Raw genomic sequence first — 12344 nt, 5'->3', positions numbered from 1 at the left:
TCCATATCCATTTGTATTATTGCAGTAGTTTTCCTGAAACGATGATCTCTATCAGCTCTCTTTTCGTGTTTGCGAACTAATCTAGGAGATCAAGAGTACACTATCAATCCTCCTTGTCGTTTTTTGTAAATAATCACAAATCATATTATCACTGGATTATTGCATCGTCAATATTTTCCTTAATGATTTAAATTAGGATTTTTAATCGTATTTTGGGACATATACTTACTCTTTGGCATGCACAAAACTGGTATTTTATAAAATGAAAAAACCGTTTATTCACTGAATCAATTCCATCACAGAATTTGATTTTGGAATAAACGGCTCTATTTATAAGCTTTTTCACACTACTCTAGCATTTTTTAGCGGGTAGGAAAACGAGTAGTATCCTTCTTGACTTGGCTCCAGGTATAACGCAACATCCAGGTATCCCACTCTGTTATTTTGGGAGAAGTTCCGGCCCACATAATAGTTGGCACAGGAAAACCACCCCTAGGCTCATGCTCTACTTTATGGATTTCAATGCCGATTCAGCCAGTGAAGCCAGTAGCTTCGCTGTTCCCGGCAACGCACGTTCGTCCAAATCAAAGGCAGGATGATGCCATTCCTGGCTTCCCGCAGTGCCGACAAAGACAAATACACCTGGGATGTTCTTCTGATAAAACCCAAAATCTTCGCTCGCCGAGGATGGTATGGGACGAACGACATCCAGACCGACCGCTTCCGCCGCCTCTTCCGCGATGGCGGCCAACTTACCGTCATTCAGCACAGGTGGCGGACCCTCGATCCAGCGGATGGTTGCTTTCGTGCCGAAAGCATCGGCAACACCTTTTACGACCTGCTCGAACCGTTCAGTCACCTGAGCGCGAATATTCTCGTCAAATGTGCGAATTGTTCCGTCCAAATGGGCGCGGTCTGGAATGATGTTCCAGGCATTGCCACTATGCAGCTTCGTGACGCTAATGACCGCGCTATCCAGCGGATTAATGCTCCGACTCACAATGGATTGCAGCGCCGTAATGATATGTGACGATACCACGATGGGGTCAATCCCTGCATGCGGCACTGCAGCATGTGTGCTCAGACCCTCCACCTCGATGTAAAAACCATCCGCCGCTGCCATTAGCGAACCTTCTTTGATGCCGACCGTGCCTACGGGCAGGTCCGGCTTGTTATGCAGGCCAAATATGGCCTGCACCCCTTCCAACGCACCGCTGTCCAACACTTGGACAGCGCCTTTAGCCTTTTCCTCAGCTGGCTGGAACACCAGTCGAACCGTGCCTTTCAGCTCCTGCTCTCGCTGCTTCAGCAGTATGGCTGCTCCCAACAAGGACGCGGTATGAAAATCATGCCCACAGGCATGCATCTTGCCCGGATGCACCGAAGCATAAGGCAATCCCGTTTCCTCCTGAATAGGCAACGCATCAATGTCTGCACGAAGCGCGACAGTTGGTCCCTCCTGCCGTCCACCGATTTCCGCCACTAATCCGGTACGCAGCGGCACATCCAAAATCGTTATGTTCTGTTCTTCCAGCAGACCACGGATAAAGGCGGTAGTTTCAACCTCCTCGTTAGATAGCTCGGGATTTCGATGAAGATGGCGGCGAATGTCCACCAGCTTCTGCTCCAAAACCTGCTCCTTCGTCCCGGTTGATCCACTCATCCCTATTCCTCCTTCGTGAACGCAAAATAGTTACAATTCTCTCAGACCAACAACATCTAGGACTGCACAGGCAATCCGGCAAAAGCTTCATACAACAACTCGAACGAGCGCACGCGCTTGTGTATATCCCTTATTCCTGTCGTAACGATCAGCTCATCGACCTGATACTTCGCTTGAATTTCCGTCAGCGCAGCATAGATTTCGTCTTTATTCCCTTTGTTAATTTGCGCTTGTGTAGCTTCTATTGTATATTCTTCACCCGATTGCTTGCCAAACTCTTCTGCACTTTCCAGCGTACCCACCGTAGCCGTCTTGCCACTGGCCAGATGAATTTTGTACAGCTTGTGCTCACCTGCTAACTCTGCAGCTTCCTCGGAAGTGTCCGCTACGATGACAGAAAGCGCAAAAAGAGCTTTCGGCTCACGTCCATAACTATAATCGAAAGACTCCCGATACGTACGGAATGAATCCAATGCAACCTGCTCATTACTATTGATAAATTGCGAGAAAACGTAGGGCAACCCCAAGCGCGCAGCAATTCCAGCACTGTCTATACTTGTACCCAAAACATAAATATCCGCTGGTGTTTCTGGAATCGGATTCGCCTGTAACCCGGCTAACGGTCCTTCTTCAGACGGAATATTGTGAATATAGCGGCTTACTTCATCAATTTTTTCTTCGAGAGAAGGCGCGTCATGAACGTTTCGCTGTAACGCCTGTGTGGATTTCGGCAGCCCGCCCGGCGCTCGTCCGATTCCCAAATCTACGCGACCCGGTGCAAGAGAGGACAGTACATTAAAGTTTTCAGCTACTTTATAAGGGCTATAATGCTGAAGCATCACTCCACCAGAACCGACTTTAATACGCTCAGTGCGTGCCAGCAAATGGGAAATGAGTACCTCTGGCGAAGAGCCCGCAACCTGCTCGGAATCGTGATGCTCTGATACCCAGAAGCGCGTAAACCCCAATTCCTCTACACGCTGTGCTAGCTTAATCGTATTACGAAGGGCCTGCGCTGCTGTTTCCCCCTCGTGTATAGGGCTTTGATCCAATACTCCGATTTTGATACCCATGTCTTCCTCTCCCGTCTAAATTGAATAGTTATATTCCGGTGTAATCCGTTTCAGGAATTGTTTGGTACGTTCCTCTTTGGGGTGGTTAAAAATGTCGTCCGGTGTACCTTCCTCGATAATATGACCGCCATCCATAAATACCACATGATTTGAAACATCACGCGCAAAGCCCATTTCATGTGTAACGACAATCATCGTAATGCCTTCCTTCGCAATCTTGCGGATCACCGACAGCACCTCACCCACCAATTCAGGGTCCAGCGCCGAAGTCGGCTCATCGAACAAAATCACTTCCGGGTTCAGCGCCAAAGCACGCGCTATGCCGACACGCTGCTGCTGCCCGCCGGATAGCTGGCTTGGATAATGATTCAGCTTTTCACCCAGACCGACCTTTTCCAGCACTTCAATGCTAATTTTTTTCGCTTCCTCCTGCTTGACCTTACGGACTACGACAAGTCCCTCCATGACATTTTCCAGTGCTGTTTTATGCTTGAACAAATTGTATTGCTGAAAAACCATGGCCGTCTTTTGACGTAGAGCCAAAACATCCTTCTTCGCAGGTCGCTTGCAGTTCACTGTAAAATCGCCAATGCTCACTTCCCCATCATTCGGCTTTTCCAGATAATTAATGCAGCGCAGCAGAGTCGTTTTACCTGAACCGCTCGGGCCTAAAATAACGACGACCTCGCCTTTGTTCACGGTCAAATCAATGCCTTTGAGCACTTCATGTTTGCCGAACGACTTCGTTATATTTTGCAGACGGATCATGATGCTCGACCTCCATTAAACACATTGATTTTTTTCTCCAGCAAGCCGGATATTCGTTCAATCAATACCGTCAAGCCCCAAAATAGCAGTGCAGCTGCGATATATACCTCTAAATATTTCCAGTTGGTAGATGCCAGAATTTCAGCCTGTGCCTGGATTTCTGTGACCGAAACCGTGAAGGCCAAGGTAGAGCCATGAAGCATCCCAATAACGGAATTCGTCAGATTTGGCAAACTCACCACGAACGCTTGCGGAAATACAATCCGTCTCAGTACTTGCCACGTCGTCATACCGACAGCATAAGCTGCCTCGATTTGTCCCTTGTTGACCGATTGAATTCCAGAACGGACGACCTCAGACATATACGCGCCACTGGTAATGGAAAACGAAATGAGTGCAAATACCATATACGGAACATCTTTGGATTGCAGTGGCCAGCCGAAATGCTTTGCTCCTGCATCAATTAACAAGGGCAAACTGAAATAAATAAGCAGCAAATGCATCAGCATCGGTGTGCCTCGGATAAAAGTAACGTAACCGTGAGAGATTTGCGACAGCACAGGAACGTTATAAATTCGTGCCAACGCCGTTATAATCCCGATGATCAACCCTGCCAGTACGGAAACCACTGTAATGATTAAAGTGTTGGGCAGCGCAGAAAACAATCCTAAAAAGGCGGTGTATACAAATCCAAAGTCCAGACTCATATGCCTTTACCTCCTTTACTCAGACGGGGACTTCTCAAGTAGCGCACCACAAAACTTTTTCGTTCTTCGGGTTCTTTCTGCACTGCATCCCGATGCTCATGCCGGAGAAGCGTATTTTCCAGCATCTTGAACAATTTTTGTAAAATCAGACTGATCACCAGATAGATAAGGGATAACGCGATATAGGTTTCAACAAAATGCTGGGTAGCCGACCCTAATGTCTGTGATTTCCCTGTCATCTCCATCGCTCCGATTGTAAATGCCAGCGAAGTATCCTTCAGATTGCCAATCACCAGATTGGAAAATACCGGAATCACCACAGCCAGCGCTTGCGGCATTATGATACGTGTGAAGGTCTGATAGCCTGACATGCCGACGGACTGCGCAGCCTCGATTTGTCCTCGATCTACTGCCTCTACCCCTGACCTGATAATTTCGGAAATAAAGGCTCCACTATTGAGCGCGTAGGTCGCTACAGCAAACCACAGCACATCCCATCTGGAGGAATTGATATCTACCAGCTTTAGTAGCTCTGGCAGGCCGTAATACACCAGAAACAATTGGATTAGAATAGGTGTTCCGCGAAAAAAGGAAACATACACCTGAGAAACACGTTTGAGAAATGGAATGTTATACATGCGAGGCAGCGCAACCAACAGACCAATGATAAGCCCCAATACAAGCGAGCTTGCTACAATAAACAAGGTGATGTGTAAGTAAGACAGCATTTTCGGGATAAAGCTAAAAACATAGTCAATATTGAACTCTCTGCTCATATGCCTGCCTCCTTTCTATACATCAGCGGTCAGAATACATAGAGTACCCTGACCGCTGAAATGTCCAAGTCTATCCTTACTTTTTACTGCTGTTACCTTCCTTTTTCACATCTTCCAGAGACTTCGTGAAATCCTCTCCAAGCCATTTAATGCTCAGCTTCGACAGCGTACCGTCGTCCTTCACTTCCTGAATGGCTTTGTCCAGGTCATCCGCCAATCCTTGCTCATTTTTATTCAGTACATACAGTACATCCGATTGAGTCAAAGGATCACCCACGGTTTTCAGAGCTACTTCTCCTTTTTCATCGGTGTTAAAACGGTTCGCAAAGTCTGTCGTAACGGTAGCATCTATACGGCCACTCGTAATTTGTTGCACCGTATCATTGGCCGCACCACTCGTATAAACGATATTCAGGGCATCTCCATGGTTTTTGTTATATTCTTTTAGCACATACGCCGCATTACTGGTTGGGCTGGTAAGTACCTTTTTCCCTTTCAAATCATCAATGGAATGAATGGTATTGTTATCCTTCGCTACAGCGACTCTGTTCAGAAAAATGCTATATGGATTTTTGTTGAACAGATACTTGGCTTCACGCTCCGGGTTTTTTTCCATTTGATGCGATACCAGATCAATCTTGCCGGCATCGAGACTTAGCAGCAAATTTCCAAAGTCCATCGTTTTGAATTCAAATTCGTATTGAGGTAGGCGCTTGTCCAGCTCCTTGATCAGTTCCACATCAAAACCTGTTAAATTTCCGTTTTCGTCAATAAAGCATACATTTTTGAATTGAGTACCTGTGCCTACGATAATTTTTTTCACGTCTCCGCTTGAACCTGACGCACTGGACGCGTTATCTGAGGAACCGCAGCCTGCCAACACCAGGATGATTGCCATAACAGACAATATTGCAAACCACTTTTTCATATGAACCCCCCTCATCTCTTTGTATATCAGCAGTTTGCGACATACATGGTAGCTATAACATTCTATCATACATAATTCCTATAAGTTTAATCGGTTTTAGGATGTGATTAATTTAACACCTGGATACCTATACGTCAATCCACCAAGCTATAGAACTTTTCTATAACAAAACAGCACTCCGGAAACCTTCTGTCAGTGCATCTGCAAAATCTGAGGTTACTGCACAGTCTTCTTTGGTCGCAATTATGCTAATCTGCATCGACACCCTAGCTATCTCTGGAACATGGATACGGAACAGTTTCTGATCTTTTACTTCACGGTTCACACAGACATCTGGCAAGAAGGCAATACCCGCTTCTTCCAATACCAGCTTTTTGGCCGTGACCACATTGTCTACCTGAAAAGCAATGTCTGGTGGCTGCTCCAGTGATTCAAAAGCGCGATGAATTCTCATCCAATCTAGTGATCCGCATTCAAAAAACACCAGTGTTTCACGTTGAATATCCTGTATGCTGGCCTTTCCTGTCTTCATAAACGGATGGCCGTCGTATACATACAGGGAAATCGGATCTTCATAAAAAGCAAGCGTACGGATAGCCGGATGCATCACTTTACGGACAAAACTAATGTCTACCTCACGGTTCAACAGTTTATGTACCAGTTGATCCGTCGTTGCCGTCACAATTTTGTAGTTAACCTCTGGATAACGGGCACGAAGCTGCTTTAATATCTCTGGAATAATGTAGTTCGACACCGATATCGTGCAGCCAATTCGAATTTGTTGAGGGGCTTTCTTACGCTGTTGGAGCTTTTGCTTCCCTTTTTGCAGCACCTGAAGCATCTGCTCCGCATAAGGAAGAAACTTTCGTCCATACTCCGTCAGAACCGTTTGCTTGCTTTGACGGTCGAACAGCTTACATTCTAGCTCGCGCTCTAGCGTCTGAATCCGGGCTGTAACAGAGGGCTGGGACAAGAACAAGGCTTCTGCCGCCTTATTAAAGCTCCCATAATGATTCACGTATACAAAGGCTTCCATATTCTCGATATTCATACGCAAGTCCCCCAGTAAGTTTTATATACATTTATCAAATAAGTTAACTTGGTTTTTTGTATCATAAAACTCACTGAACGACCTGTCAATGGAAATATTGAAAATATCTATAATTTTAATAGCTCATTTAGTTCTTTAACAGAACGTTCCAACCGTGCAACCAATTCTTCGGACAACCCGTATGCTCCATCTGGCAGACGCTCGACCCACTGATCCACTGCATACACCCCGCCAAGAATATGTCTTCCGCCCAGTGCATTAATAACCGGCTTCAACGCATAGTCAATGACCAGCAGGTGAGCCAGTGTACCTCCGATAAATAAAGGCAAGACAGGTTTCCCTCTTAGCCCCTCCTGCGGAACCAAATCCAGGAATATTTTCAATAGTCCTGAATAGGACGCCTTATAGACTGGAGAAGCCACAATAACGGCATCCGCTGCTGCAATCAGCGCAAGTGATGCTGTGATGTCGGGGCTGTTAAAGTTAGCTGTGACTAGATCCTCCGCTGGCAAGTCGACCACATTCAGTAATGTGACCTCCGCTCCAGCCTGCTGCAACTGCTCCGTTGTATAGTGAATCAAGCCGTATAAACGGGATTGTGTAGACGGACTGCCTGATAGGATGACAACCTTGGACATATTTTTTCCTCCTTCTGTTATGCGTCAACCTTCACTTTGGATCTGGCCGCTGTGTAGCGGTTCTCAGGTATAGGCACGCCCAAGTTTTCACGCAGTGTGCTAAATTCATAATCCTGACGGTACACACCGCGTTCCTGCAAAATAGGCACAACCAGATTTATGAAGTCATGCAGACCCGATGGTACATCAGAACCAATAATGAATCCGTCTGCTCCTTTTCTATCAAACCACTCCTGCACTCGATCCGCCACCTGCTCAGCGGTTCCGATAAAAGAGGTTCTCGGTGTAGCTGAACGCAACGCAACCTCGCGTAAGGTCAAGTTTTGTTCCTTGGCTACTCGTTTGATTTTATCTGTACCGCTGCGGAACGCATTGCTGCCAATACCATCAAGCTCAGGGAATGGCTCATCCAGCAGATATTGTGAGAAATCATGATGATCGAAGAAACGTCCCAAATATTTTAGCGCAGCCTCAATCGTCACCAGATTAGTGATCTCTTCATACTTACGTTCCGCTTCCTCCGTTGTATTGCCAATAATCGGCGATATGCCCGGCAAAATGACAATATCCTCTTCGGATCTACCATAGCGTACCGCACGTTCTTTCACATCACGATAAAACTGCTGCGCTTCCTCTAACGTTTCATGTCCTGTAAATACAGCATCCGCTTCCTTAGCGGCCAGGTTTTTGCCATCCTCGGAGGAACCTGCCTGGAAAATAACCGGCTGTCCCTGCTTGGATCGTCCAATGTTCAGCGGACCCTGCACAGAGAAAAACTCACCTTTATGGTTCAATGTATGCAGCTTTTCAGGATCAAAAAATACTCCAGCTTCCTTATCACGAACGAACGCATCCGCTTCCCACGAGTCCCACAGTCCTTTCGTAACCTGTAAATATTCCTCTGCAATTTTATAGCGCTGCGGATGCGACGGGTGCTCGCCTTTGCTAAAGTTAAGGGCAGAGCCTTCCAGCGGGGAAGTCACCACATTCCAGCCTGCACGACCTCCGCTAATATGATCAATGGAAGAAAACTGGCGTGCTACCGTGAACGGTTCGCTATAGGAAGTCGACAATGTGCCAACCAGTCCGATATGCTTCGTCACTCCAGCCAAAGCAGACAAAATCGTAATTGGCTCAAAACGGTTCAGAAAGTGAGGAATGGATTTTTCGTTAATGAACAGGCCATCTGCGATAAATACGAGGTCGAACTTTCCTTCCTCTGCCTTTTGCGCCTGCGTTTTATAAAATTCAAAGTTAACACTCGCGTCCGCAGGTACTTCAGGGTGACGCCAAGTCGTCATGCTTCCCCCAACGCCGTGAATAATCGCACCAAATTTAATTTGTTTATTCTTAGCCATAACTCTTCCACCTCTCTTGAACATGATTGTTATACCACTTGATTGTAACTTTCCAGCACTTTACCCAACTCTTCCAGATCCGGGTTGAGCAGGGCTTCATATTTGTTATCCCCGCCTACTTCGACGACAGGAACATAACGAACACCATATTTGGTTTCCAGCACGTCACGCAGCGCATCATTTCCGTCCACTTGGATATTTTCATACGGCTGATTTTGGGATTCCAGGTACGATTTGATCTCTCCACAAAAATGACAGCCGGTTTTGCTCCACAATACAACTTTAGGTTTGGACGACATATACATACCTCCGTGAGCTTAATGTTTATAATTCCGATGAATTAAATAAGGATTATATTTATAATGTATCCTGCCGACCCTTTTCCGTCAATCGCTTGTGTAATAGACATTGCTAATTCAACGATAGAAAATTTTAATCTTATATCGTATTTAATCGGTTTATTGGTAGCTCAGTTATTTAAATTTAGGGGAATTGGAGTTTAAATGTGCCTTGACGCGGATATCCTTGGAATAGTAGCGCCCTTGTGGCGAAATGAAATGGGGTTGAGTAAATGCAGGATTGGGCCGAGGTTGCTATACGCACATTAATGGCTGTCGCTATATTATTTTTAATCACCAAAATTCTTGGAAAACGTCAGGTATCCCAGCTTTCCTTGTTCGAATATATAACAGGAATCACGATAGGTAACCTGGCTGCTACCATTCCTATGGAGCGTGAATCCACCTGGTATCTAGGCCTCATAGCCTTGTCAGTATGGGTACTGACAACACTTGGCATTGAATATTTGCAAATTAAAAGCAAGAAAATCAGAGATATAACAGATGGAAGGACAACAATCCTGATCAAAGACGGCAAAATTTTAGAGGATAATCTGAGAAAGGAACGGCTCACCCTGGATGAACTCATGGAGCAGCTACGAAGCAAGAATGTATTCAAAGTATCTGATGTAGAATTTGCTCTCATGGAAACCAGTGGCGAAGTCAATGTGCTGTTAACCAAAGACAAGCAGCCTGTGACGCTTAAAGATTTGAATATGTTTCAGCTACCGGAGAAGGAACCCACAGCAGTCATTATGGATGGACAACTTATGGAGCAACAAATGGCATATATGGGGATTACTCAACAATGGCTGGATGCCAAGCTAAAGGAAAAGAGCCTGACGGTCAAAGATGTGTTTTTCGCGCAGGTGGACACGCAAGGGGAGCTATATATTGACCCATACAGTGATAATGTACAGATGTCCAAGGCACAGGATTCGAATCAAGCTGTGCTGACGCTGCTGCAGCAATGTACAACCGAGCTGCAAAAACTGGCTACGAATTCCAGCGAACAGCAAAGGAAACAGTTGTATGAGCTATGCTCACACAACTTGAAGGAAGCTATCCAGGAAATGCAGCCGGTAAATTCATCTAAGTCCTGAGCACATACGCATATGCCATAAGAGTATAAGCATGGGAGTTAAAAAGGAGCGTCCTTCAGCCGCTTATGGCTTTGAAGACGCTCCTTTTTATATTACTGTGCCGGTGTACATTTCACAGTTGTTGCTGCCTTTCATTCCTTGCCGGCGCAGCGGCAGCATAACCGTAAATACCGTTCCTTCTCCCACCTTGCTGGATACAGAGATAGAGCCGGTATGCATCTCTGTTATTTTATAAGCAATGGACAGTCCCAAGCCGCTGCCTCCTGCAGTTCGGGCCCGTGACTGGTCTGCTTTATAAAACCGTTCAAAAATGCGTTGCTGATCCTGTTCGTTGATGCCCTGTCCCGTGTCCGCAATGCGGATAACCGCCTGTTCACCGTTACTTGAAAGAGAAACAGATATGCTTCCACCCTGTGGTGTAAATTTAATGGCGTTGTGAAGGAGATTTACCCAAACCTGGCCCATCAGATCCTCGTCCGCGTTGATCTCAACGATATCCACCTCAACAGTCATCTCGATTTTTTTAGCCTCCCATTGCGGTTCGCAGGCGAGAATAAGCGAAATCAGCTGCTTGTCCAGCCGATAAAGGGACGGACGAAACGGATGCCGCTCCGAATCCAGAATCGCCAGCTTCATGAGATTATCGCTTAGCTTGGATAGACGAATACACTCCGTCTCGATGATCGTCAAATACCGGTCTCGCTGCTCACGATCCAGATTCTCGTCCTTGAGCGCCTTGGCGAATCCGATTATCGAGGTCAGCGGTGAGCCGATTTCATGGGATACGTTTGAAATAAACTCCTCCCGCAGCTTTTCCATAGCCTTCAGATTTGCAGCCATATCATTGATACTGTCCACCAACTGTACATAAGGATGCGGCCTCCGATGTTTTCCGTTCCTCCCGCCGAGATCCCAATCCAGATTAATGTGAAAGTCTCCTTGCGAAATACGTTTTAAAGCATCGATCATTTCGGTAAAAGCGTGCTGTTCTCTAGGCTGGAAGAAGCGCCTTACCGTCATACTGATAATACCGAAGAAGAAAAAGCCTAGCGTCGTATTCATAAGAAAGACGAACAAACCATGGGGAGCCCATGACATGTGCGAATAGATCGCCTCCATAATAAAGAACGCGGCAGTCCAGCTGAGATACAGCACCAATAACACCAGCATGAGTCTCGCAAGGATATGGAGGAATCCCGGTTCTCGTTTCATTGCCTTACCTCCAGCCGATAACCCAATCCTCGGATCGTACTGATCCGGAAGGAGTGGCTTGCCTCCAGAAACCGTTCCCGAAGGCGTTTGATATGGACATCAACCGTTCTTTCGTCTCCCTCATAATCATAACCCCAGATCTGTTCGATCAACTGGTCGCGGGTAAAGGTTTTGCCAGGATAGCTGGCCAGCTTGAAGAGCAGCTCAAATTCCTTGCGCGGCAGGGTAAACTCCTCTTGCCCAGCCCGGCATTCAAATGTATCACTGCGCAGGACAAGATCTCCGACAGTCACTGATTTGGAAGCCATGATACGATAGCGTTTTAATAAAGCCTTCACGCGTGCAACAAGCACCATGGGGTCGAATGGCTTGACAAGATAGTCGTCCGTTCCGAGCGCGAAACCTTTCACGATCTGTGACGTCTCGCCTTTAGCTGTAAGCATAAGCAGCGGCAGGTCGGTTTGCTCTCTCAGCTTACGACACAACTCCCAACCATCCATTCCCGGCATCATGATATCAAGAACAAGTAAATCGACCTTGATTTGATCAAAAATGCGCATCGCGTCCAATCCATCCACCGCCTCGACTACCTCCAGACCTTCCATCCTCAAAAAGTGTCCGACCAGTTCGCGAATATGCGGATCATCATCAACGACCAATACACGCGCCATTTCAATCCCCCCTAACTAGTTCTGCCTTAAATCTCTCATCCTCGTCAAGAAGACTGCC

Annotated in this window: 13 protein-coding genes and 1 pseudogene; 1 reads left to right on the top strand and 13 read right to left on the bottom strand. The window is 46.4% G+C overall.

What is annotated here, in order from left to right; all coding sequences use genetic code 11:
• Positions 1-362 precede the first annotated feature (362 nt).
• The 11 genes and pseudogenes from JOD82_RS29595 to JOD82_RS07815 all read right to left on the bottom strand — a co-directional run.
• Positions 363-506 (bottom strand): annotated as a pseudogene (locus JOD82_RS29595) (dockerin); the annotation flags it as partial.
• On the bottom strand, positions 506-1663 hold the full coding sequence (locus JOD82_RS07860; RefSeq protein WP_069010211.1) for an amidohydrolase: 1158 nt from the start codon (positions 1661-1663) through the stop codon (positions 506-508). The gene JOD82_RS07860 and the pseudogene JOD82_RS29595, both read right to left, overlap by 1 nt.
• Positions 1664-1719: 56 nt before the next feature.
• Entirely contained in the window at positions 1720-2736 is a 1017-nt protein-coding gene (locus JOD82_RS07855; protein ID WP_069010212.1) for an LLM class flavin-dependent oxidoreductase, read from the bottom strand.
• Positions 2737-2751: 15 nt separating this feature from the next.
• Positions 2752-3504, bottom strand: coding sequence for an amino acid ABC transporter ATP-binding protein (locus JOD82_RS07850; RefSeq protein WP_025722945.1), 753 nt, complete (start codon positions 3502-3504; stop codon positions 2752-2754).
• On the bottom strand, positions 3501-4211 hold the full coding sequence (locus JOD82_RS07845; protein WP_069010213.1) for an amino acid ABC transporter permease: 711 nt from the start codon (positions 4209-4211) through the stop codon (positions 3501-3503). The genes JOD82_RS07850 and JOD82_RS07845 overlap by 4 nt, the downstream gene beginning before the upstream one ends.
• Positions 4208-4987 (bottom strand): amino acid ABC transporter permease, encoded by a 780-nt coding sequence (locus JOD82_RS07840; RefSeq protein ID WP_069010214.1) that lies wholly within the window; start codon positions 4985-4987, stop codon positions 4208-4210. The genes JOD82_RS07845 and JOD82_RS07840 overlap by 4 nt, the downstream gene beginning before the upstream one ends.
• Positions 4988-5063: 76 nt before the next feature.
• Complete coding sequence (locus JOD82_RS07835) at positions 5064-5915, bottom strand: transporter substrate-binding domain-containing protein (protein WP_029519118.1); 852 nt, start codon at positions 5913-5915, stop codon at positions 5064-5066.
• Between the two features lie 160 nt (positions 5916-6075).
• Entirely contained in the window at positions 6076-6966 is an 891-nt protein-coding gene (locus JOD82_RS07830; RefSeq protein ID WP_029519117.1) for a LysR family transcriptional regulator, read from the bottom strand.
• A gap of 107 nt (positions 6967-7073) precedes the next feature.
• Positions 7074-7604, bottom strand: a complete 531-nt coding sequence (gene ssuE, locus JOD82_RS07825) for an NADPH-dependent FMN reductase (protein WP_069010215.1) — start codon at positions 7602-7604, stop codon at positions 7074-7076.
• Positions 7605-7621: 17 nt separating this feature from the next.
• On the bottom strand, positions 7622-8962 hold the full coding sequence (locus JOD82_RS07820; RefSeq protein ID WP_069010216.1) for an LLM class flavin-dependent oxidoreductase: 1341 nt from the start codon (positions 8960-8962) through the stop codon (positions 7622-7624).
• A gap of 29 nt (positions 8963-8991) precedes the next feature.
• The gene (locus tag JOD82_RS07815) at positions 8992-9261 is read right to left on the bottom strand and encodes a glutaredoxin family protein (protein WP_029519113.1); all 270 of its coding nucleotides are present in this window, start codon (positions 9259-9261) and stop codon (positions 8992-8994) included.
• A gap of 272 nt (positions 9262-9533) precedes the next feature.
• Between JOD82_RS07815 and JOD82_RS07810 the strand changes: the two genes are divergently transcribed.
• Positions 9534-10403, top strand: coding sequence for a DUF421 domain-containing protein (locus JOD82_RS07810; protein ID WP_069010217.1), 870 nt, complete (start codon positions 9534-9536; stop codon positions 10401-10403).
• Positions 10404-10490: 87 nt separating this feature from the next.
• Here JOD82_RS07810 and JOD82_RS07805 read toward each other — a convergent pair whose 3' ends face one another.
• Both JOD82_RS07805 and JOD82_RS07800 read right to left on the bottom strand, forming a co-directional pair.
• Positions 10491-11615, bottom strand: a complete 1125-nt coding sequence (locus tag JOD82_RS07805) for a sensor histidine kinase (RefSeq protein WP_029519110.1) — start codon at positions 11613-11615, stop codon at positions 10491-10493.
• Positions 11612-12286, bottom strand: a complete 675-nt coding sequence (locus tag JOD82_RS07800) for a response regulator transcription factor (RefSeq protein ID WP_029519109.1) — start codon at positions 12284-12286, stop codon at positions 11612-11614. The genes JOD82_RS07805 and JOD82_RS07800 overlap by 4 nt, the downstream gene beginning before the upstream one ends.
• Between the last annotated feature and the right edge of the window lie 58 nt (positions 12287-12344).

It is taken from the genome of Paenibacillus sp. 1182, assembly GCF_017833915.1.
Classification (GTDB): Bacteria; Bacillota; Bacilli; order Paenibacillales; family Paenibacillaceae; genus Paenibacillus; species Paenibacillus polymyxa_D.
This window is presented reverse-complemented; position numbering and strand designations above follow the sequence as displayed.